Annotated in this window: 21 protein-coding genes, 1 tRNA gene and 1 pseudogene; 8 read left to right on the top strand and 15 right to left on the bottom strand. The window is 52.6% G+C overall.

All coding sequences use genetic code 11. The features are described 5' to 3' along the window. Positions 1–126: 126 nt before the first annotated feature. Positions 127–1,563: a magnesium transporter gene (mgtE, locus tag HED65_RS05035; protein ID WP_028021368.1), complete on the top strand. Its 1,437-nt coding sequence runs from the start codon at positions 127–129 to the stop codon at positions 1,561–1,563. Here the strand turns inward: mgtE and HED65_RS05040 are convergent. Next, positions 1,526–2,815 carry a SulP family inorganic anion transporter gene (locus HED65_RS05040; RefSeq protein WP_114977679.1) on the bottom strand — a complete coding sequence of 430 codons (1,290 nt, stop codon included), beginning with the start codon at positions 2,813–2,815 and terminating at the stop codon, positions 1,526–1,528. The two genes, mgtE and HED65_RS05040, sit on opposite strands and share 38 nt — an antisense overlap. Before the next feature lie 187 nt (positions 2,816–3,002). On the opposite strand from HED65_RS05040, the gene mqo reads away from it, so the two are divergent. Next, positions 3,003–4,652, top strand: coding sequence for a malate dehydrogenase (quinone) (mqo, locus tag HED65_RS05045; RefSeq protein WP_114977680.1), 1,650 nt, complete (start codon positions 3,003–3,005; stop codon positions 4,650–4,652). A gap of 91 nt (positions 4,653–4,743) precedes the next feature. Here mqo and eco read toward each other — a convergent pair whose 3' ends face one another. Further along, complete coding sequence (gene eco, locus HED65_RS05050; RefSeq protein ID WP_114977681.1) at positions 4,744–5,247, bottom strand: serine protease inhibitor ecotin; 504 nt, start codon at positions 5,245–5,247, stop codon at positions 4,744–4,746. A gap of 208 nt (positions 5,248–5,455) precedes the next feature. Between eco and HED65_RS05055 the strand changes: the two genes are divergently transcribed. Together HED65_RS05055 and HED65_RS05060 are read left to right on the top strand one after the other, a co-directional pair. Then, positions 5,456–5,716: a DUF2534 family protein gene (locus HED65_RS05055; protein ID WP_008500962.1), complete on the top strand. Its 261-nt coding sequence runs from the start codon at positions 5,456–5,458 to the stop codon at positions 5,714–5,716. Between the two features lie 124 nt (positions 5,717–5,840). Further along, complete coding sequence (locus tag HED65_RS05060; RefSeq protein WP_114977682.1) at positions 5,841–7,028, top strand: MFS transporter; 1,188 nt, start codon at positions 5,841–5,843, stop codon at positions 7,026–7,028. Positions 7,029–7,190: 162 nt separating this feature from the next. Here the strand turns inward: HED65_RS05060 and HED65_RS05065 are convergent, their stop codons facing one another. The 7 genes and pseudogenes from HED65_RS05065 to HED65_RS05090 form a co-directional block, all read right to left on the bottom strand. Continuing rightward, the gene (locus tag HED65_RS05065; RefSeq protein WP_114977683.1) at positions 7,191–7,676 is read right to left on the bottom strand and encodes an Hcp family type VI secretion system effector; all 486 of its coding nucleotides are present in this window, start codon (positions 7,674–7,676) and stop codon (positions 7,191–7,193) included. 13 nt (positions 7,677–7,689) lie between these two features. Further along, positions 7,690–8,127, bottom strand: coding sequence for a hypothetical protein (locus HED65_RS05070; protein WP_114977684.1), 438 nt, complete (start codon positions 8,125–8,127; stop codon positions 7,690–7,692). Next, on the bottom strand, positions 8,105–8,497 hold the full coding sequence (locus tag HED65_RS05075; RefSeq protein WP_114977685.1) for a polymorphic toxin type 44 domain-containing protein: 393 nt from the start codon (positions 8,495–8,497) through the stop codon (positions 8,105–8,107). The genes HED65_RS05070 and HED65_RS05075 overlap by 23 nt, the downstream gene beginning before the upstream one ends. 208 nt (positions 8,498–8,705) lie before the next feature. Beyond that, positions 8,706–8,840: pseudogene (locus tag HED65_RS22625) on the bottom strand (recombinase); the annotation flags it as partial. Between the two features lie 209 nt (positions 8,841–9,049). Next, a tRNA-Pro gene (locus HED65_RS05080) sits at positions 9,050–9,126 on the bottom strand. A 72-nt stretch (positions 9,127–9,198) separates the two neighbouring features. Then, a complete protein-coding gene (yejM, locus tag HED65_RS05085; protein WP_114977686.1) occupies positions 9,199–10,959 on the bottom strand; it encodes an LPS biosynthesis-modulating metalloenzyme YejM in 1,761 nt (586 codons plus the stop codon). Positions 10,960–10,978: 19 nt separating this feature from the next. Beyond that, complete coding sequence (locus HED65_RS05090) at positions 10,979–11,206, bottom strand: YejL family protein (protein ID WP_014884596.1); 228 nt, start codon at positions 11,204–11,206, stop codon at positions 10,979–10,981. Between the two features lie 134 nt (positions 11,207–11,340). Here HED65_RS05090 and yejK point away from each other — a divergent pair, with 134 nt between their 5' ends. After that, complete coding sequence (gene yejK, locus HED65_RS05095) at positions 11,341–12,348, top strand: nucleoid-associated protein YejK (protein WP_028016284.1); 1,008 nt, start codon at positions 11,341–11,343, stop codon at positions 12,346–12,348. A gap of 50 nt (positions 12,349–12,398) precedes the next feature. Here yejK and rplY read toward each other — a convergent pair whose 3' ends face one another. Beyond that, the gene (rplY, locus tag HED65_RS05100; RefSeq protein WP_023312497.1) at positions 12,399–12,683 is read right to left on the bottom strand and encodes a 50S ribosomal protein L25; all 285 of its coding nucleotides are present in this window, start codon (positions 12,681–12,683) and stop codon (positions 12,399–12,401) included. 125 nt (positions 12,684–12,808) lie between these two features. After that, the gene (gene radD, locus HED65_RS05105; RefSeq protein ID WP_114977687.1) at positions 12,809–14,569 is read right to left on the bottom strand and encodes a DNA repair helicase RadD; all 1,761 of its coding nucleotides are present in this window, start codon (positions 14,567–14,569) and stop codon (positions 12,809–12,811) included. A gap of 151 nt (positions 14,570–14,720) precedes the next feature. Between radD and rsuA the strand changes: the two genes are divergently transcribed. From rsuA to HED65_RS05120, 3 genes are all read left to right on the top strand, one after another. Further along, positions 14,721–15,428, top strand: coding sequence for a 16S rRNA pseudouridine(516) synthase RsuA (rsuA, locus tag HED65_RS05110; RefSeq protein WP_028016286.1), 708 nt, complete (start codon positions 14,721–14,723; stop codon positions 15,426–15,428). A gap of 15 nt (positions 15,429–15,443) precedes the next feature. Further along, a complete protein-coding gene (locus HED65_RS05115) occupies positions 15,444–16,640 on the top strand; it encodes a Bcr/CflA family multidrug efflux MFS transporter (RefSeq protein ID WP_114977688.1) in 1,197 nt (398 codons plus the stop codon). 279 nt (positions 16,641–16,919) lie between these two features. Next, positions 16,920–17,264, top strand: a complete 345-nt coding sequence (locus tag HED65_RS05120) for a YejG family protein (RefSeq protein ID WP_114977689.1) — start codon at positions 16,920–16,922, stop codon at positions 17,262–17,264. A 3-nt stretch (positions 17,265–17,267) separates the two neighbouring features. Here the strand turns inward: HED65_RS05120 and yejF are convergent, their stop codons facing one another. From yejF to HED65_RS05140, 4 genes are read right to left on the bottom strand one after another with little or no spacing between them, the layout of a single operon-like run. Then, the gene (yejF, locus tag HED65_RS05125; protein WP_114977690.1) at positions 17,268–18,857 is read right to left on the bottom strand and encodes a microcin C ABC transporter ATP-binding protein YejF; all 1,590 of its coding nucleotides are present in this window, start codon (positions 18,855–18,857) and stop codon (positions 17,268–17,270) included. Between the two features lies 1 nt (position 18,858). Then, entirely contained in the window at positions 18,859–19,884 is a 1,026-nt protein-coding gene (locus HED65_RS05130) for an ABC transporter permease (protein WP_114977691.1), read from the bottom strand. After that, complete coding sequence (locus HED65_RS05135) at positions 19,884–20,978, bottom strand: microcin C ABC transporter permease YejB (RefSeq protein WP_114977692.1); 1,095 nt, start codon at positions 20,976–20,978, stop codon at positions 19,884–19,886. Before HED65_RS05135 ends, HED65_RS05130 begins: the two co-directional genes overlap by 1 nt. A gap of 9 nt (positions 20,979–20,987) precedes the next feature. After that, a complete protein-coding gene (locus HED65_RS05140; protein ID WP_114977693.1) occupies positions 20,988–22,793 on the bottom strand; it encodes an extracellular solute-binding protein in 1,806 nt (601 codons plus the stop codon). Positions 22,794–22,846 lie beyond the last annotated feature (53 nt).

The following is a 22,846-nucleotide window of genomic DNA, read 5'->3' on the forward strand; positions in this document are numbered from 1 at the left end:
GCCTTACCCGGCCTACTTTTTTAACCACCCTCGCTGTTTTTTTACCCGTCCCGCCCCGTTGTTTATTCTTATTTACATATCCCCGCGCTATGCTTAATACCAACTTATTTCATGGATTTATGATTGATGTCGGTATTAACGAAAAACAGCGCCAGACAGCGTGACCAGGAACGCGCGCGACTGATCTGGCTTCTCACGACCGATAAAGCGGTCACTTCTGCGTTATTGGGCAAACTGACCCTGGCTGAGCAATATGATGTCGGCACCTTAGCCGACGATATTGCTGAGGTAGGTGCGCTGGTCGCCCACTTACCCCCGCCTGACCTGGCCGATACTCTTGAAGCGCTCCCTTCGGAAGAGCGCCATGCGTTGTGGCGTTTGGTGCAGGATCACGAGCGTGGCCAGGTGCTGCTTGAAGCCTCGGAAAACGTCTGGGATGACCTTATCGATGAGATGAGCGACCGGGATATTCTTGATGCGCTGAAAACACTGGATATCGACGAACAGATTTACCTTGTCCAACACCTGCCGCGTAACCTGACCGGCCGCCTGCTGGCCTCTCTGCCAGCCGAAGAGCGGGCACGTGTGCGTCAGGTGATGCACTACGAGAAACACAGCGTTGGCGCGATCATGGAGTTTGGCGTTATCACGGTACGCCCGGACGTTACGCTTGGTACCGTCCAGCGCTACCTGCGCCGCCTAGGTAGTATGCCGGACAACACCGATAAACTGTTTGTGACCTCGCGGGATAAAACGTTGCTCGGTGAGCTGGAGCTGAAAACGATCCTGCTCAACAGTACTCAACGGCGGGTGAGTGAAGTGATGGAGACCGAGCCGATGGTCTTCTCTCCGGAAGACGATGCTGAAAAAGCGGCGCGTACCTTCGAACGTGACGACCTTGTGAGTGCGGCGGTAGTTGATTCTGTCGGCAAGCTGATGGGGCGTCTGACTATTGATGAGATCGTTGATGTGGTTTACGAAGAAACTGATAACGATTTACGTGCTCTGGGCGGGATCAGCGCGGAAGACGACGTCCATGCATCCGTTGGCAAGGCCGTCAAAACCCGCTGGGCGTGGCTTGCCATTAATCTGTGTACTGCGTTTATCGCTTCCCGCGTGATTGATGGTTTTGAACACACTATTTCTCAGTTAGTCGCGCTAGCGTCGCTGATGCCGATTGTGGCCGGGATTGGCGGCAACACCGGAAACCAGACTATTACCATGATCGTCCGCGCGCTGGCGCTGGAGAACATTCAGCCTGGCAATTTTACTTTCCTGATCTTAAGAGAAATGGGTGTTGCGCTGATTAACGGCCTGGTATGGGGCGGCATTATGGGCGGTATTACCTGGTGGCTGTACGACGATATGGCGTTAGGCGGTGTGATGATGCTGGCGATGGTATTAAACCTGCTGGTGGCATCAATGATGGGGGTGATTATCCCTCTGACGATGACCAAACTGGGGCGCGACCCCGCAGTGGGGTCGAGCGTGATGATCACCGCTATCACCGATACCGGTGGCTTCTTTATTTTTCTTGGGCTGGCGACGATTTTTCTTCTTTAATCCGACCCTTAATACGGGCAGGAAGCAGTGCCATGATGATAATCCCGCCCAGTACACCAACCGCCAGGTTACCGGTTGAAACCGTTGCCGCAACGGTCACCAGCATTACTACCGTTTCTGCAATGGGGGCATTTTTTACGGTTGCGGGTTGAAGGCTATGCCAGCTGAAGGTTTTGAAGGCGACAATCGCCATGATCCCGGCCAGCACCACCATCGGGATTTTGGCCATCACTTCGCTGAGGGCCGTTACGAGGATCAGCAGCACGATCCCCGCCGCAATGGTTGAAATACGGCTTCGTCCTTTCCCCATCTCAACGTTAACAATGGTTTGTCCGATCATTGCGCAGCCCGCAATACCACCATAAAAGCCAGACAGAATATTACCCACACCCAGCCCGATGCTCTCACGGCGTTTGCTCGACGGTGTTGCGGTCAGCTCATCCACCAGTTTTGCCGTCAGCAGAGATTCCAGCAGGCCGACGAAGGCGATGCTCAAGGCACACGGCCAGATAATACTCAGCGTTTGCAAATTCATCGGTACCAGCAGCTCGGTAAGCCCCGGCAAACCGCCATTCATGGAGCCTTCATCGCCGACCGTCGGCAGGATCTGTCCGGTGGTCACGGTAAACAGGGTTAGCACGACAATGGCAATCAGTGGGGAAGGGACACTTTTGATATAGCGTGGCACCCACAGCACTATCAGCAGCGTCAGCACGAACAGGCTGACAATCAGCGGGCTGCGGCTCCAGAAGTGGGGAACCTGGGCGAAGAAAATCAATATACCGAGCGCGTTAACAAACCCGGTCATCACGGCCTGAGGAATAAAGCGCATCAGACGCGCCATGCCCGATACTCCAAACAGGATCTGAATCACGCCAGCCATCAGCACTGCCGGCAAAATGTACTGCACGCCGTGCTGATGCACCATCGGACCAATGACCAGTGCGACGGAACCGGCCGCCGCCGTCACCATCGCCGGACGACCGCCCAGCACGGACAGGGCAAGACACAGCACCACAGAGGCAAACAGGCTGACTTTCGGGTCAACACCTGCGACCACGGAAAACGAAATGACTTCAGGGATCAGTGCCAGAGCGGTAATCACGCCCGCTAGCGTTTCACGCATCAAAAGCTTAGGCGAACCGAGGACCGCGGTGACATGGACTTCGCGGGGCAAAGCAGAATGGGGTAAGGACATAACAATTCGCTGGTTGGGGCAGGCTTCCGTGCGCGCGATCACAAAGTTCGGCATAGTAGCCAGAAAATCCCGCTATTACCAGCAGCCTGCGTAATTCCCCACAAACAATCCATCATTAAATTTCACAATTACAATAATTTCGTAACCTTTAAACAATATTTAAAAGTTGTTACCGTTCCCCCGCAGCTTTTTTCACCTGCAATTTCCACGCATCAAGCACTTTTACACTAAGGCATAAATTATGAAAAAAATGACTGCCATGCTCTTTTCTCTGGCCGTGGGGCTTAACACCGTCTCAATGGCGGCGAAAGCTGACGCACCAAAAGAGCAGGAAACGGACGTCCTTTTAATTGGTGGCGGTATCATGAGCGCCACGCTGGGAACCTATCTGCAGGAACTGCAGCCAGACTGGTCAATGACCATGGTCGAACGCCTCGATGGCGTGGCACAGGAGAGCTCGAACGGCTGGAACAACGCCGGCACGGGACATTCGGCACTCATGGAACTGAACTATACGCCGCAGAAAAAGGACGGTTCCATTAGTATCGAGAAGGCGGTAGAGATCAACGAAGCATTCCAGATTTCACGCCAGTTCTGGTCTCACCAGGTCAACAGCGGTGTGATGCATGACCCGCACTCCTTCATTAACACCGTGCCGCATATGAGCTTTGTGTGGGGCGAGCAGAACGTCAACTTCCTGCGCGCGCGTTACGCTGCTCTGCAGCAGAGCACGCTGTTCCGCGGTATGAAATACTCTGAAGACCACGCTCAGATCAAAGAGTGGGCCCCGCTGGTTATGGAAGGTCGTGACCCGAACCAGAAAGTGGCGGCAACCCGTACTGAAATTGGTACTGACGTTAACTACGGTGAAATTACCCGCCAGCTGGTGACGTCTCTGAAGAAAAAAGAGAACTTCAATCTGCAACTCAGCACCGAAGTGCGTGGCTTTAAGCGCAACGCGGATAACAGCTGGAGCGTGACCGTTGCTGACCTGAAAAACAACGAAGCCGAGCACGTCATCAAGGCGAAGTTTGTCTTTATTGGTGCGGGTGGCGCGGCGCTGAAACTGCTGCAGGAATCCGGTATTCCTGAAGCTGACGATTATGCCGGTTTCCCGGTCGGCGGCCAGTTCCTGGTGTCCGAAAACCCGGAAGTGGTGAATCGCCATCTGGCGAAAGTCTACGGTCAGGCTTCTGTTGGTGCGCCGCCAATGTCAGTTCCGCACATCGACACCCGTATGCTTGATGGTAAACGCGTGGTGCTGTTCGGGCCGTTCGCGACCTTCTCCACTAAGTTCCTGAAAAACGGCTCTCTGTGGGATCTGCTCAGTGCAACCACCACCTCTAACGTTAAGCCAATGATGGATGTGGGGCTGGATAACTTCGACCTGGTGAAATACCTGATTAGCCAGGTGATGCTCTCTGACGACGATCGTTTCGAAGCGTTGAAAGAGTACTACCCGGAGGCGAAGAAAGAAGACTGGCGTCTGTGGCAGGCGGGTCAGCGTGTGCAGATCATCAAGCGCGACCCGAAAGAGGGTGGTGTGCTGCGCCTGGGTACCGAAGTGGTGAGCGATAAGGATGGCACAATTGCTGCGCTGCTGGGTGCGTCACCAGGTGCATCTACCGCTGCGCCAATCATGCTGCACCTGATGGAAAAAGTGTTTAAAGATAAAGTGTCCAGCCCGGAATGGCAGGCTAAGCTGAAAACCATTATTCCATCCTACGGTACAAAGCTGAACGGTAACGTGGAGGCAACGGAGCAGGAGCTGGAATACACCAGCCGTGTACTGCAACTGCAATACGTCAAGCCGCAGACTGCTGATGCTGCGCCAAAAGCGGAGCTTAAACCTCAGGCGGAAAACAAACCAGTTGCGGATATCGCGCTGTAAATAAAAAAGCTGGGTGGCGCTAACGCTTACCCGGCCTACGTTCGGCGTTGTTTTATAGGTCGGGTAAGGCGAAGCCGTTACCCGACTTTTTTCAACGTGCTACCGCTTGTCCGACATTCTCATCTGCCTTCCAGACGCGATACTTCACTTCCACGTTTTCCGGCGTATAGATCACGATTGGCAGCTTGCTGTTGTAGCGCAGCAGACTGTTGTCGCCCAGATACGCCGTCACAAATTTCTTCTCTTTCTTGCCATCCGGGCAGGCCATCATGGTAGAGACCGGAGAGGTGACTTTGTCGAAGACGTAATAGTCATAACCCCAGCCTTCAAGCGTTTTACTTTCCAGTTGACCGCCCAGACGGTGCTGGTTGCAATCCACTTCCAGCGTTTTGCCAATTAACAGCTCCACTTTGAAATTTGCTTCATCCTGCTGAGCCGGTAATTGAATCACCTGGCGCTTCATCCCTTTGTCCGCTTTCGGATATGGGGCAACTTTTTCCAGCGGCTGCTCTTTTGGGGTTTCGCTGGCAAAAGCGCTGGTGCTGACGCACGCGGCGGCGATCAGAGCGATGGCAAATTTAGGTGCGTTTTTCATTGTCATTCCTTTATGTCAAAACGATCCTGAACAGATTAGCATAGCGCTCATGAATGATTGGCTTGATTTACTTACATTTTCAATATTCTTAGTGATATAAACTTTATTTTTGCTGTTTTAATGGTTGTTTGTACTGGTGTGGAGTCTGGTGATAGTTCGTGTTATTTTAAGTGCCCTATAATGTTATTCATCTGTAAAGGGAAGTGAGATGGTTCGTGCAAAACTTAAAACACCTGAAGGCCGTAAGTTCCTCCTGGCGCTACTGGTAGTGTTTATGATTGCTGCCGCGTGCGTTGGGCGGGCAACCATTGTTGGCGTTATCGAACAGTACAACATCCCCCTCTCAGCCTGGACGACCAGCATGTATGTCCTGCAATCAGCGATGATCTTTGTCTACAGCCTAGTGTTCACCGTGCTGCTGGCCATCCCGCTGGGTATTTTCTTCCTGGGTGGACGCGAAAAGCACTAAGCCTTCATGAGCCAGCCTGAGGGTTGGCTTTTTTTTGGTCCCTTAATTCCCCCTCAGGTTTTTTAATCCGCCATATCCTATTCTGTAAACATTCAGGCAACTGTTTTTAAAGCAGGAGTCGCGCATGCTTTCCAGATTTCCAGTACTCAGCCAGATCCCAAAAGGTGTCTGGGTTGTGGGAGGCGTCAGTATGCTGATGGACATCTCTTCAGAGAGTATTCACAGCCTGCTCCCTCTTTTTATGATGACCACGCTCGGGACCAGCGTGCTATTCATCGGTCTGATTGAAGGGCTGGCGGAGGCAACCGCTCTCTTTATTAAGGTCTTTTCGGGGGCGATAAGCGATTATCTTGGTCAGCGTAAAGGTCTGGCACTGTTGGGATATGGCCTGGGCGCGCTAAGCAAACCCCTTTTCGCATTGGCCTCTTCCTCAGGTATGGTTTTAGGTGCACGTCTGATGGACCGAACGGGGAAGGGGATCCGGGGAGCACCACGTGACGCACTGGTTGCAGACGTCACACCACCGGAAATGCGTGGTGCGGCATATGGCCTGCGTCAGTCGATGGATACCACAGGAGCTTTTCTCGGACCATTACTGGCGGTGAGTTTGATGTTATTGCTGGACAATGACTTTCGGACCGTTTTCTGGATAGCGCTCATCCCCGGTCTGCTTTCAGTTGCACTGCTTTATTTTGGACTGCAGGAACCGAAAACCCCTGTCGAGCACAAACGTACTAACCCCATTAAAAGAGCGAATTTAAAGCGTCTGGGGAAAGGGTGCTGGTGGGTGATTGGCCTTGGCGCGGTGTTTACTCTGGCCCGGTTCAGCGAGGCTTTTCTTGTGCTTCGCGCGCAACAGTCGGGTGTTCCCCTGGCGTTTATTCCGCTGGTGATGGTGGTAATGAACGTTCTCTATTCACTCTCGGCCTATCCCTTTGGCAAACTTTCTGATGGCATGAGCCACACCCGACTGCTGCAGTGGGGGTTAATGGTGTTGATTAGCTCAGATGTCGTTCTGGCGCTGAGTAGCCACTGGATCGGTATTATTCTCGGTGTCGCATTGTGGGGCGTTCATATGGGAATGACTCAAGGGCTGCTGGCGGCAATGGTTGCTAAAACCGCTCCGGCCGATCTGCGAGGTACGGCTTTTGGTATTTTTAGCCTGGTCAGTGGCGTGGGATTGTTAATCGCCAGCGTGAGCGCCGGAGCGATCTGGGAAATGTTTGGCGCACAATACACGTTTTATGCCGGGGCGGTAATTTGTCTGGTTACGCTGGCGTATCTGCATAAAACACCGGGCGAGGCGCAATAAAAAACCAGCTATCAGGTGCTGACACTACCACCAGGAAGATAAAAGGGAAATCAGGCCGAAGAAATCAAAATACTCTTTAAAACAATGCTGGTCACCTTAGGTGACTGGCATTAGGCTCGATGCCCCTTTATTTACTTTTCTTAATTGCCAATCATTTAACGTTTAAGCTGTTGGGCGTTCGTTCCATGCGTCTGTATATTGGATGTTCCCATCTTTATAAAGCCAGGTGATTTTTTCATAACGTAGTTGCACATTTTCCATGTGACCAGTACCGGGGCAATCTCTTGTGTCGTGCATTACTGGAGTGATGGAAATAACTTTTACTCTTTCCATTTTTATATTGAAATATTCAACTTCCTGACCTGCATCGTTGATATGGTAAAACTTAAATTCAGCACTTTGCAGTGTCTGACCAGTGGCAACGGCTTTGTAAAGGTAGGGGGATGCAGAATCAATTGCTTTAGTCAGGCTGAAAGCGGAATGTTTACGAGTTCCGGTTAGCTTACCTGTTGCCCCGTCCGTTGGGATGCAGAGATTATGAATCAGATCCCTAAGCTCAATACTTCCTTCACGGCCTTCAACATCTGAACCACCGCGGATCATAGCTCCGCCGTCATCTTTCAAAAATAGGTGAACTGGTACAGCCATTTATCTAACTCCTTTAGTCTCGCGTGCCGTTGGCTATGAGGTTGATAACGGGTATCACAGCGATCCCGTCTGTGTAGAACAAATCTGAATTTGTGAAGTTATAAATTTTCCCATTTACTTTCAGGTTTACAGTGTTTCCGTAACCTGTGGCCGTATATGAGTTGGTTTTTGCTTCCATGAATGGAGTCCGTTTTTTAAGTGCCTCCATAACATCGGAATCGCCTTCATCTTTATCAAGATAGAAGCGGTAAAAATCCGACACAGTGGCGTTACCTTCATCGTACTTTGTGACGTACAACCAAACGCTATCAGATAGCTTTTGCTTACTCACAAAAACTTCTTTCGGTGGGAGATTGAACCAATATTGATATACACAATAACCACCAACTATCAGGAGTAGGGCGGCTGTCAGCATACAGTGAAGGGTTTTAATAACCGATCTTTCTTGCATAATCGATACCTTGTCTTATCCAGAACTGATCATGTGGGTCATCACCGTGTGGTGCTTGCTGATACCAATGACCCCATTCCTTTCGGCTAGTTCCTGCATGTTCCTGAGCAAATCCAGCACCCATTAAAAGAATTTCGGCAGGTATCCCGGCAGCATAACCAATAGCCCCATAGTGAAAGTTACCAAAATTTTCTAGTTCAGGGTGATGTTGCTTATAATCCCACGGCCCACGATTTCTAACCTGATAGTAAAACCATTTGTAAGTCATTGGGTTAGCCATATCTCTAGACATGCCGTGAGCGCGAGCAATGCGCATATGGTCTAAAACTAACCCTATTCCCTGTTGAGGGAGGAAAGGTATAACAGCCATGTTAACCCTTTAATTTGTAAGTGATTAACAATCATACGCTTAATGTAATCAGAAAGTGGAGATAATATGTCTTGAAAAATTCTTAAAAATCAGAGCGTTTTAAGTAAAGGCAAACGATTATTTTAGATTTTCTACAGTGCGTAGCCCCTGAAATTTTCGACACATAGCGCAACCTGAGAGCAAAGGTCTTTGGTCACCGTCTTATGAATGCAGTGAATGCTCGAATTAAATAATCTGGTGCGATCTGTGTGGGATGCGAGACCTCTTTGCTCCGTTTTACCTGCCGTTCTGGTCTCTGGTGAACTACTTACGGACTAGCAACATTATCTCGACTGTGATCAATTCAACTGTCGGGCGATTGAAACTACATGTGGCTGGGCCGTTATTAACATCAGCTTGAATTCAGAAAGAAGGGATAGGTTGCTGGTAAACATGGACGGAAGAAACCAGTTATGTAGCATGTAAATATCGGTTTTTTTCCCCCATTATTCCCCCACACAAAATTTAGCCATAAAAAAACCAGCCCTAAGAGGCTGGTTTTCAATGTGTTTTTGGTCGGCACGAGAGGATTTGAACCTCCGACCCCCGACACCCCATGACGGTGCGCTACCAGGCTGCGCTACGTGCCGACGCATAAAAAGAATACTACTCGATTCCGTTTTGAATGCAAGGGAATCTGTCGCTAACTGGTTTATTATTAATCAGTTAGCGATGAAGCGCTTCTCATCCGTCAGGACCTGCAGCAGCAGGCTTAACTGTGGTTTCTGGTCTTTCAACCGTTCGCCCTGCAGGTTATACGTCTGATAATTTCCGTTGCTGTTCAGCACCAGCGTCAGCTTAGGCGTAGTCACCACCAGGGTGTTATTCCCGGCAGCCGTGACCCAGCTATGACGGCGCGCAGCACTGAAGAGATCCTGCCCCTGCGAATATTCGTTCGCTGGCGTGCTGACATGCAGCAGGCGTTGCATCAGCGTGGTCATCACGTCTTTATGCTCGGTGAGCGTAGTGATGCGCTGAGCTGGCGTGCCCGGCCAGTGGATCACCAGCGGAACCTGCAGATTCGGACGAGACCAGCTCATACTCTTCGTCTCATCACCTAACGGCACGCCATGACCCGCTGTCACGATCACTACGGTGTTGTCCAGCTTGCCTGACTCACGTAGCGCGTCAAGCACGCGGCCTATTTGTGAATCAACGTCACTGGCCGCGCGACTGTAGCGGCGCGTAAAGCCATTCTGGTTACTGTCGTTGAGCGTGGTACCGTTAAACGCAACCCATGAGAACCAACGGTTATCTTCCTGGGCGTAGCGTTGCAGCCAGTTTATCCATTGGCTGGCGGTCTGCGCATCGGACTGATTTTGTGCCGCCGGCAGTGAGAAATCAGACAACAGCGCCTGGCGGTAAAGCGGGCTGTTAAAGCCATCAGAGGAGAACAACCCTAACTGATACCCTTGCTGATTCAGCCCGGTGATCAGTGCCGCAGGCGTACGGGCAGACAGCACGCCGTCCATGTATCCAGCTGAGATGCCATAGAACAGCCCAAAGATACCCGCATCTGTAGAATTACCAGAGCTCATATGCTGGGTGAACGTGACGTTTTTACTCGCGAAATCGGCCAGAGCAGGCATCTGCTTCTCATAACGGGAATAGTTCAGGCCATCGACGGTGATCAGCAAGACGTTTTGCCCGCGACCCATATCGCGATAACGCAGATCGCTCAGAGGATACTGAACGCTTACCGCCTCAGGATTACCCTGTTCGATCAGACGGCGCTGGTACTCCTGCGCATCAAGCAGACCGTGTTTTTCGAGGAAACGACGGGCGGTCATAGGATACGAGAGTGGCAGGTTAGCGCGCTGCATGGTAATAGGGCGATAGAAGTTCGCATCCGCCCAGATATACATGATATGCGAGCTGATAAATGAGACAAAAAAGAGTGTGGCGACGGGTTTGGCGTAATGCCGCCGCCGGGTCAGGCTGCGAAGTTTTTGCCAGCTCCAGGTAGCAAACAGCATCTCAATCAGCAGAATGACCGGAACGCTGATAAACATCAGTTGCCAGTCACGGGCCGTCTCGTTTTGGTCGGGGTTAATCACCAGTTCCCAGACGATAGGGTTGAGATGGAGGTGGAAGCGGGTGAACACTTCACTGTCGATAATCAACAGCGTCATCCCTGCTGTTGCAAGGATGGTCGACAAGAATCGCATCAAACGCTGCGACATGACGATAAACGTCAGAGGGAACAGGATCAGCAGATAGGTGGCGAAAACCAAAAAGCTAAAATGACCCACAACACTTATCCAGGAGTAGATACGCCCGGTTAGCGTTGTCGGCCAGTCCGCGACAAACAGATAACGACAGCCAATCACCGTCGCTAACAGAATGTTGAACAGGGCAAACCAGTGCCCCCAGCTGACCATCTGGGAGACTTTTTCACGGTAGCGCTGACGATTCGTCACCATAAACTGTTGTTCGTATCCCTTAATGGGCCTGGTCGTTGCTGACGGATGACTGTAAAGCCTGGGCGAAAGATTTGGCGATCGCCTGACGCTGAGCCGGAGCAACGCTGGTATTGATAAGGTTGGTGACCATATTTCCCAAAACCATCAGGGAGAGATCGGTCGGCGTTTTATGTTTTTCCAGTACGTTAACCAGCTCACTGAGCAGCTGTTCAACGTGTTCATCACTGTAGCGGGAATGTTGTGGCATAAATCAAAATCAGTTTGTTGATGAAAGGGCAACATATTACCGTAGCAACAGCTTTTTTTCCCCTTTTTTATCTGTTGTTGCACACATGCCCTGGTGGTGGTTGAATACCGCCCGGTCTAAAAGGAGAGTTTATCATGAGTCTGGAAATCAACCAGATTGCCTTGCACCAGCTTATCAAGCGTGATGAGCAAACCCTTGAAGTGGTGCTGCGCGATTCGTTACTGGAACCCACGCCTACCGTTGTAGAGATGATGGCAGAGTTACACCGTGTCTACAGCGCAAAAAATAAAGCCTATGGCCTGTTCAGTGAAGAGAGCGAACTGGCTGATAGCCTGCGTCTGCAACGTCAGGGCGAAGAAGATTTTCTGGCGTTCAGCCGCGCCGCGACCGGACGTCTGCGCGACGAACTGGCGAAATATCCGTTTGCTGACGGGGGGATCGTTCTGTTTTGCCATTACCGCTATCTGGCGGTAGAGTATCTTCTGGTGACGGTGCTGAATAACTTAAGCAGCATGCGCGTGAACGAGCAACTGGATATTAGCTCGACACATTATCTGGATATCAACCACGCGGATATTGTGGCACGCATTGATTTGACCGAGTGGGAAACCAACCCGGAGTCGACCCGCTACCTGACTTTCCTGAAGGGGCGTGTAGGCCGCAAAGTGGCGGATTTCTTTATGGACTTCCTCGGCGCCAGCGAAGGGCTGAACGCCAAAGCGCAGAACAAAGGTTTGCTCCAGGCGGTTGATGACTTCACGGCAGAAGCCCAGCTCGATAAATCTGAGCGCCAGAACGTGCGTCAGCAAGTCTATAGCTACTGCAACGAGCAGTTGCAGGCGGGGGAAGAGATTGAACTGGAGTCGCTGTCAAAAGAGCTGGCGGGCGTCAGCGAAGTCAGCTTCCAGGAATTCACCGCGGATAAAGGCTATGAGCTTGAAGAGAGTTTCCCGGCAGATCGCAGTACGTTGCGTCAGTTAACCAAGTTTGCCGGTAGCGGCGGCGGGTTAACCATTAACTTTGATGCGATGTTGCTGGGAGAACGCATTTTCTGGGATCCGGCCACAGATACGCTGACCATTAAAGGAACGCCGCCGAACTTGCGCGATCAGCTTCAGCGTCGTACTTCTGGCGGTAAATAGCAGGCACAAAAAACCCCGCAGAAGCGGGGTTTTTCTCGACGAGTTTGCGATTACGCGCGAACGAAGTCGATGTGAGTCAGTTTTGGCTTGAACGCGTGACGCTGAACAGCCTGAACTTTCACTTTTTCTTCTTTACCGCCAACAACGATGGTCAGAACTTCGCTGTAGAATTCAGCTTTGGTCTGCAGGTTCCACAGTTTGTCGTGATCCAGTTCGATTGCAACTGGAGCAGCTTCGCCACCGTAAACGATAGCCGGGAACTTGTTAGCGTTACGCAGGCGGCGGCTCGCACCCTTACCCTGCACGTTACGTACTTCTGCTTCGATAGTAAACATTGATTTCTCTCTGTATTTAAAACCCTACTACAGGCGACCCAGCAGCAGGTGAGTGTTCTGCCTCACGGATGTGAAGCGGGCGGCATTTTATACTCAAATGCTCCTCACATCAATGAAAAGTCCGGTTAACCGCGCAATTCGTTGGCGCGACGAAAGCGGCCTTCATAGTCAAAGACCTTCTCACGGACCTGCCAGAACTGACCTTTCTTGCGAGCAACAACAAAATCCGGATGGCGCAGTAACGCCTGCTGGTGCACGATATCGGCCACGGTTATCCAGCGCAGAGGAACGCCTGGCCTACGGGTGTGCGGGCGAATAAAGAGTTGCTCGAAGGCCGTGCGTTGAGCGGGAGTTTGTACCCTGAAGCGCTCACTGACGTCCGCCCCGTCCTCATCGTAGTAAGTGATTTTTAACCACTCGCCTTTGTCATCCGCACCGGGCTGTAGTGCCATGCCTGAGCAGCGGAGTACCAGTGCATCTTTTAACTTCAGTGCCGCTTTTAGCATGTCGTCAGGATCGACCAGTACCGTGTCACATTCCCGGCAGCGGCGTGCGGCAATGTCATTTTCGGCGTTGCATTGTGGGCAGTTCTTGAAGCGGAAACGGAAATCGCACTGCTCGCGATGCCCTTCGTCATCTTCAAACCAGCCCTGACAGCGGCGACCAAAATGCTCAATTAGCGTACCGTCGGCGGTGGTTTTACCCCAGAAAGTGTTGGCAAAACCGCAGGCAGGACAAAAGACCTGTACCGGCACATTGTCGCTTTTTCCTTTTGGTGTGCCCACTTCCGGGGAGTAGAGATCGTGAGGGTTACCGGCGTAATCGAGGATCAGGCAGTCGGTTTTACCGGGGGCCAGACGCAGGCCGCGGCCGACGATCTGTTGATACAGACTGACCGATTCGGTCGGACGTAAAATAGCGATCAGATCGACATGTGGGGCGTCAAAACCGGTGGTTAATACCGACACGTTAACCAGATAACGAAACTGCTGGGCTTTAAAGGCGTCAATCAGGCTGTCGCGTTCCGGGCCTGGGGTCTCGCCAGTAATTAATGCCGCGTCGTCAGGGGGCAGTAACCCGGTAATTTCTCGCGCGTGCTCAACGGTGGCGGCAAAGATCATCACCCCTTTACGTGTCGCGGCGAACTCCTCAATCTGGCTAATGATGTGCGGCGTAATGCGCTTTTGTTTTTTCAGTTCATGATTGAGGTCAGCCTCGCTGAATAGCCCGTTACTCTGCGCCTGTAATCGGCTGAAATCGTACTGTACCACGGGCATATCCAGCCGTTCAGGCGGCGTCAGGTAACCGTGTTTAATCATGTAGCGCAGCGGAAGTTCATAGATACAGTCCCTGAACAGCGCTTTTTCATCACCACGCACCATACCGTGATAATGAAAGCGATAGATCCAGCCTTTACCCAGACGAAACGGCGTGGCGGTCAGGCCGAGCAGACGTAAGTGAGGATTCACCTCTTTCAGGTGTGTAAGGATTTGCTGATACTGACTGTCGTCGTCATCGCTGATACGGTGACACTCGTCAACAATCAGCAGCGAAAATTCACTGCGAAACAGGTCAAGGTTGCGAGCTACCGACTGCACGCTGCCAAAGACCACTTTACCGTGGCTCTCTTTACGCTTTAGTCCGGCGGCGAATATGTCGGCTTCCAGTCCAAGGGCGCAATATTTGGCATGGTTCTGCGCGACCAGCTCTTTAACGTGCGCCAGGACCAGCACGCGACCACGGGCCAGACGTGCCAGTTCGGCGATGACCAGGCTCTTGCCTACGCCAGTCGGAAGCACAATCGCCGCGGGTTCACGGTGTTTACGGAACCAGGCGAGGGTGGCGTCGACGGCTTCCTGCTGATAGGGGCGAAGTGTAAAAGTCATGGGGTCTCGGTTTCATTATTCCGCACATAGTATGCCACGAAACTTTTTCCCTTGAGTGGCGCAACCAGACCATTATACTGAACCGTTCCAGACTGCTTCTTTTTCGGACGTACTGTTCGACTTCCAGCACCATTAAGGCTAAAAAGATTTCATGCGACTTGATAAGTTTATCGCTCAGCAACTCGGCGTAAGCCGCGCTATTGCCGGGCGTGAAATTCGCGCCAGCCGCGTTACCGTGGACGGCGACATTGTGAGAGACAGCGCTTTCAAACTGCAACCTGACCATCAGGTTGAGTATGACGGCAATCCGCTGACCCAGCAGCATGGCCCACGCTATTTCATGCTCAATAAGCCGGAAGGCTATGTCTGTTCAACGGACGATCCAGACCACCCGACAGTGCTCTATTTCCTCGACGAACCGGTTGCGCACAAGCTGCATGCCGCTGGTCGCCTGGATATCGACACCACCGGACTGGTACTGATGACTGACGACGGGCAGTGGTCGCACCGTATTACCTCTCCGCGCCATCATTGCGAGAAAACCTATCTGGTGACGCTGGAGTCTCCGGTGGCGGATGACACGGCAGAGCAATTCGCCAAAGGCGTTCAACTGCATAATGAGAAAGATCTTACCAAACCTGCTGTACTTGAGGTGATCACCCCGACCGAAGTTCGTCTGACCATCAGCGAAGGGCGATATCATCAGGTAAAACGGATGTTTGCTGCAGTGGGGAACCACGTTGTCGGCTTGCATCGTGAGCGGATTGGTGCGATTGAACTCGATCACGACCTGGCGCCAGGCGAATACCGCCCGTTAACGGAAGAAGAGATCGCCAGCGTCGGTCTGCCTTCGCATTAATCTCAGGAGAACTCTGTGACCACCAGGCCACACTCGTCGTTCAAAATTGTCTTCATTCTTGGCCTGCTGGCCATGTTGATGCCGCTGTCTATCGATATGTATCTGCCTGCGCTGCCGGTTATTGCCGCGCAGTTTGGTGTACCAGCAGGCAGCGCGCAGATGACACTCAGCACCTATATACTCGGCTTTGCTCTTGGACAGCTGTTTTATGGCCCGATGGCGGATAGCCTGGGACGCAAGCCTGTTATTCTGGGTGGGACGTTAGTCTTTGCGGCCGCGGCAGTTGCCTGTGCGCTGGCGCAGACCATCGATCATCTGATTATCATGCGCTTCTTCCACGGTCTGGCAGCTGCAGCGGCAAGTGTGGTGATTAACGCTCTGATGCGCGATATCTACCCGAAAGAAGAGTTCTCCCGCATGATGTCGTTCGTGATGCTGGTGACGACGATTGCACCTCTGGTGGCCCCGATGGCGGGTGGTGCGGTGCTGGTGTGGTTTAGCTGGCATGCGATTTTCTGGATCCTGGCGCTGGCCGCGCTGCTGGCCTCCGCGATGATTTTCTTCTTTATTGATGAAACGCTTCCCGTCGAGCGCCGTCAGAAATTTCACACCCGCACCACAATAGGCAACTTCGCCTCACTGTTTCGCCACAAGCGTGTGCTGAGTTATATGCTGGCGAGTGGGTTCAGCTTCGCCGGGATGTTCTCCTTCCTGAGCGCCGGGCCGTTTGTTTATATCGAACTGAACCATGTTTCACCGCAGCACTTCGGCTATTACTTTGCGCTTAACATCGTCTTCCTGTTCATCATGACCATCATCAACAGCCGTTTTGTCCGGCGGGTGGGGGCACTGAACATGTTCCGTGCCGGGCTGTGGATCCAGTTTGTGATGGCGATCTGGCTGGTGGTTAGCGCGGTTCTGGGCGTGGGCTTCTGGGCGCTGGTGGTGGGGGTGGCGGCCTTTGTCGGCTGCGTGTCGATGGTATCGTCGAATGCGATGGCGGTGATCCTTGATGAATTCCCGCATATGGCGGGAACGGCATCGTCACTGGCAGGAACCTTCCGCTTTGGTATTGGGGCGATTGTCGGGGCGTTGCTTTCTATGGCTACCTTTACGACGGCCTGGCCAATGTTGTGGGCGATGGCTTTTTGCGCAACCAGCTCCATACTCTTCTATCTTTACGCAAGTCGGCCGCGAAAAGCGGCTCACTAAAGCACAGAGAAGGCCCGACAGGGCCTTTTTTGTTGATGCATATCAACCAAACTCACGTTCACACACCCGGTGTTTGTTTCTTTTATGTAAAATCTATTTATGTAAAAAGTCACATCATTGTATTCAAAAAGGTTGAGTTAGATCGCAGAAACGGGTACATATAGCGCCGACGCAAGCCTGGATACCTATAAAAAAGCGCTGAATAGTGCAGGTTAGCGATGATGTGTTACTATAAATGTAAATAAATTGTGAAGTAAATTTTGCTTCCGGGGATCGAACGTGAATACATTACAACTCTCCATTGTCCATCGCTTGCCCCAGAGCTATCGCTGGTCAGCGGGTTTTGCAGGTTCGAAAGTTGAACCGATTCCGCAAAGTGCCGCGGGCTGCGATAATTGTCTGGTTGCGCTCAAACTGCTCAGCCCGAGCGACGAAGACGCATGGCCGGTTATGGAACGCTTAAGCCAGGCGTTGACGGATATCGAAGTAGACAGCTCTGTACTGGAGTGCGAAGGTGAGCCGTGCCTGTTTGTTAAAAGTCAGGATGAATTTGCCGCGACCTGCCGCCTGAAAAATTTTGGCGTTGCTATTGCGGAGCCTTTCTCTGGCCAGTATCCATTCTGAGCACTAGTCTGCTGACAGCAGCTGGCGCGTGTAGCTCTGCGTTGGCGCAGTAAATACGCGCTGGCACTCCCCCTGTTCGACCACTTCTCCCTGTCGCAACACAATTACCTGATGGCATAGCGCCCGAACCACCTGTAAATCATGGCTGATAAAGATATAGGCCAGCCGATGTTTTTCCTGTAACCCTTTGAGCAGTTTCAGGATCTGCGCCTGGACGGTTCTGTCCAGAGAGGAGGTCGGTTCATCCAGAATAATCAGTTCCGGTTTCAGGATCAGCGCACGGGCAATGGCGATACGCTGACGCTGCCCGCCAGAGAATTCTGCCGGATAGCGGTGACGGGTCTCGGGATCTAAACCGACTTCGGCCATCACCCGCATAACCTCCTGTTCCCGCTGTTGGCCATTCAGGCTGGGCTGATGAACACGCAGACCCTCTTCAACGATCTGTAACACGCTGAGCCGTGGGTTAAGCGAGGAGTTGGGATCCTGAAATACCACCTGCATACGAGGGCGTACGGGAAGCATCTGGCGTCGATTCCAGAGATGCAGTGGCATGTTGTCAAAGAGGATCTCGCCCTGAGAAGCGATTAAGCGCAGCAGCGCCAGGCCGGTGGTGCTTTTACCCGAACCGGATTCACCTACCAGTCCCAGAGATTCCCCCGGACGCAGAGAGAAGCGGATATTTTTCAACACCGGATTCTGGTCGACGACGCGCCGCAGAATACCTTTGCGAATGGGAAACGAGACGGACAAATCGTCAACACGCAACAGCGGTATGCTGTCAGCTGGCAGCGGAACCGGGTCGCCAGAGGGTTCACTGTCGAGCAGGCGCTGGGTATACGGGTGTTGTGGCGCGTTTAACAGCGTGGACGCGACATTCTGCTCGACACATCGCCCGTTTTGCATCACCGCAACGCTGTCGGCCAACTTTTTCACGATACTCAGGTTGTGCGTGATAAACAGCAAACTCATGTTCAGCTCGTCACGCAACTCGCGCAGCAGCGTCAAAATTTGCGCCTGCACCGTCACGTCCAGCGCCGTTGTAGGTTCATCGGCAATCAACAGTTCTGGTCGCGTGAGCAGGGCCATGGCGATCATCACACGCTGACGTTCACCGCCGGAAAGCTGATGCGGAAAATCATTCAGCCGTTTGGCTGCATTGCGTATGCCGGTTCGTTCAAGACAGTCCAGAATTTCCCCGCGCGCGGCTTCTTTGCGCATCCCCCGGTGCAGGGACAGGACTTCATAGAGCTGTTTTTCCAGGGTGTGAAGGGGGTTAAGAGAAACCATCGGTTCCTGGAAAATCATGGCAATCTTATTACCGCGGATTGCGCGCAGCGTGTGTTCGTCAGCGTGCAACAGCGAGCTGCCGTGAAACAGAATGTCTCCTTGCGGGTAGCTCACGGGCGGAGACGGCAGCAGACGCAGGATGGAGAGCGCTGAGACGCTCTTGCCTGAACCTGACTCACCCACCAGCGCCAGCGTTTCACCGCGCTGGATCTGGAGTGACAAGTCGGTGACGACGGTGCGCATCTCACCCTGTGTTGAAAAAGCAATCGACAGGTTATCAATACTGAGAAGGGGCTGCGTCATCTTATACCGCCTTGTTAGGATCGAAGGCATCGCGCACGGCTTCGCCAATAAAAATCAGTAGCGAAAGCAGCACGGCCACAGAAAGGAAGGCGGTAATACTCAGCCACGGCGCCTGTAGGTTGTTCTTGCCCTGTAACAGCAACTCGCCGAGCGACGGGGAACCCAGTGGTAACCCGAAGCCAAGAAAATCCAGCGAGGTAAGAGTGGTGATGGAGCTACACAGAATAAAAGGCAGGAAGGTAAGCGTGGCCACCACGGCGTTAGGCAGCATATGGCGGAAAATAATCCCGCGGTCGCTCACGCCCAGCGCCTGCGCGGCGCGAATATAGTCGAAGTTGCGGGTGCGCAGAAATTCCGCCCGCACGACACCCACCAGCGCCATCCAGCCGAAGAGTACGGTGATACCTAACAGCCACCAGAAGTTTGGCTGTACCACACTCGACAGCAGGATGATCAGAAACAGTGTCGGCATGCCTGACCAGACTTCAATAACACGCTGGCCCCACAGGTCTATTTTTCCACCGTAATAGCCCTGAACCGCGCCGGCCACGACCCCCATCACACTGGAAAACAGTGTCAGCATAAGTCCAAACAGAAGCGATATCCGTGTGCCATAAAGGATACGCGCCAGGACATCGCCACCGTTGGCATCCGTTCCCAGCCAGTTTTGTGCAGAGGGTGGGGAAGGGAAGGGCGCTGTGGTGGCAAAGTTAATGCTGTTTGCGCCAAAACGCACCGGTGCCCAGATAGCCCAGCCATGTTGCTCAATTTGCTGGCGAAGCCACGGGTCCTGATACTCCGCAGGTGTTGCAAACGGGCCACCAAAATCGCTTTCACTGTAATTAGCGAGAACCGGTACATACCAGCGGTCGTTAAAATGCACCAGCAAAGGCTTGTCGTTGGCAATCAACTCAGAGCACATGCTTAAAATAAACAACACGGCAAAAATCCACAGTGACCAGTAGCCGCGGCGGTTGTGGCGAAAACGGGCCCAGCGGGCCTGGTTTACGGGGCTTAAACGCGACATTAGCGGCCCTCAAAATCAATTCGGGGATCAACCAACGTATAGCTGATATCACTGATGATATTCAGCAGCAGGCCAATCAGGGTGAAAATGTAGAGTGTGCCAAACATCACCGGATAATCGCGCGAGACGGTGGCTTCATAGCCCAACAGGCCCAACCCGTTGAGTGAGAACATCACCTCGATCAGCAGTGAACCGGTAAAAAACATACTGATGAACGTGGCAGGAAATCCGGCAATCACCAGTAACATGGCGTTGCGGAATACGTGTTTCCACATAATCTGCTTCTCACTCACGCCCTTGGCGCGGGCAGTGACGACGTACTGTTTTCGAATTTCATCAAGAAAGGCGTTTTTGGTCAGCATGGTCAGAGCCGCAAACCCGCCAATAACCGTTGCCAGAACCGGTAGCGTGATATGCCAGAGATAGTCGGTGATTTTCTGATACCACGGCAGGGTACTGAAATCGGCGGAGACTAACCCTCGCAGCGGGAAGATATCGAAATAACTCCCCCCGGCAAAAAAAACAATCAGCAGGACGGCAAACAGAAACGCCGGGATGGCATAACCGATGATGATGAACGTGCTACTCCAGATATCGAAACGGCTGCCGTTATAAACGGCTTTACGGATCCCGAGCGGAATCGAGACCAGGTAGATAATCAACGTTCCCCACAACCCCAGCGTGATTGACACTGGCAGGCTTTGCTTAATCAACGATAAGACTGATGCACTGCGAAACAGGCTATCGCCGAAATCAAAGCGAATATAGTCCCAGAGCATTTTGAAATAGCGCTCGTGAATGGGTTTGTCAAAGCCATAGCGGTGGGTGATCTCGGCGATCACTTCAGGATCCAGCCCACGCCCACCGCGATAATGACTTTCACTGATATTCCCTACACCGGTTCGCGCATGGCTCGCGCCCATTCCTTCGCCACCACCGCCGGGCATGCCGCCGCTATTACCAAACTCGATGGCGGCAATAGCCTGATCAACCGGGCCGCCAGGCGCGATTTGCACGATAAAAAAGTTAATCGTGATGATGGCCCACAGGGTCGGGATGACCAGCAGCAGACGGCGGATAAGATAGGCACCCATGATGATTCCTTATCGTCGCTCAGCGGGGAGTCTGGCGGCTTTGTTGACGTCATACCACCAGGTATCGAAGCCCAGTGAATAGACAGGGCGTACGGAAGGCACGGAGAACTTGTCCCAGCGAGCAAGACGATCTTCACCCATATACCACATCGGAAGCATGTAGTAGTTCCAGGTTAAGACCCTGTCGAGCGCCTGCCCGAGCGGCAGGAGCTTTTCTTTATCCCCCTGCGCCGCCACTATTTTCGCAATCAGTGCATCAATCGCCGGGCTTTTTACCCCAGGGGCATTATATGAGGAGTCGATGTAGCTGGAGGCCCATGAAATTTGCAGATCGGAGCTTGGCCACGGCTGTGCGGGCCACAAGCGCTGCATCATGTCGTAATCGCGGCTGCGCATGCGATTGGTAATCTGCGCGTTATCAACCTGGCGAATGTTCATGGTTACGCCCAGCCGCTCAAGGTTGTGCTTAAACGGCAGTACCCACTGATCGTTGCCCCCGGACGAAAGCAGCAGTTCAAAGCTGAGAGGCTTACCCGTTTTGGCATCAACACGCTTTTGATTCTTCAGGGGCCAGCCCGCGTCATCCAGCAGCTTGCTGGCTTTCAGCAGGTTGGCTCGGTCATAGCCGTCACCGTTCGACACGGGCGGCTGAAACACCGAGGTGAACACTTCCGCGGGGACTTCCGCTTTCAACGGTGCCAGCAGGACCAGTTCGTCGGCTTTCGGGTAGTCACGCGCGGCATATTCCGTGTTCTGGAAATAACTGTTCGCACGGCTGTAGGCACCGTAAAACAGCGCTTTGTTCATCCACTCAAAATCAAAGGCCAGGGAAATCGCTTCCCGTACCCGGCGGTCATTAAATACCGGACGCTGAATATTAAATGCTAGCCAGCGCGTGTCCTGGGCGGATTCATTTTTGTGTTCATCTTTAACGATGTAACCTTTCGCGAAATTTTTCCCGATATACCGTGTGGCCCAGTTTTTGGCGCTGCTCTCAACGCGCAGATCGAAGGCACCGGCTTTGAATGCTTCAAATGCTACGTTATCGTCGAGGTAGTAATCATAACGAAGGGTGTCGAAATTCCAGCGACCGCGGTTGACTGGCAGATTTGCCGCCCAGTAGTCTTTGACACGGGAATAGACCACATATTGCCCCATTCGCCAGTCGGTGATGCGGTAAGGACCGCCTGCCAGAGGGGGAGTCGAGAGCGGGTCGCTCAGTTTGTGATCTTTCCAGAACGATTGAGGCATAACAGGTAGCGAGAACAAGCTGAGCATGTTCTCTTTGTTCGGTTCGCTCAACGCAATGCGCACGGTAAGCGGCGCGATGGCGCTGACTGACGCGCCTTTATATACAATGCGGAACTGGGGAACACCTTCGGTCATAAACTTGTGAAAGGTGAACGCGACGTCACTGGCCTTAACCGGTGAACCATCGTGAAAACGTGCCCGAGGGTTTATCGAGATTTCAGCCCAGGCAAAGTTATCCGCGTAACGCACGTTATCAGCAATCAGCGGATAGTAGCTGCCGGGCTCATCATCAGACGTGACAAAAAGCGTATCGTAAAGCGATTCCGTTCGTGCTGCCGCCACGCCACGCAGGGCGTAGCGGTTGAAGTTGTCGAACGTGCCCGTGGCGGAAAGTGTTACCTTCCCGCCTTTGGGGGCGGCCGGGTTGACGTAATCGAAGTGTGTAAAATTAACCGCGTATTTCGGCTCGCCAATCACCGCGAATGCGATGTTTTCTTTGATGGTTTGCGCCTGGCTTGGCAGGCTCATGAATACCAACAACAGCAACATGAAACGCATAAACATCTCGCGGCGGCTCCCTCTTTTACAGACCGGCTCAGTTAAGCTGAATAATAAGT

It is taken from the genome of Pantoea sp. LS15 (assembly GCF_012241585.1).
GTDB lineage: Bacteria > Pseudomonadota > Gammaproteobacteria > Enterobacterales > Enterobacteriaceae > Enterobacter.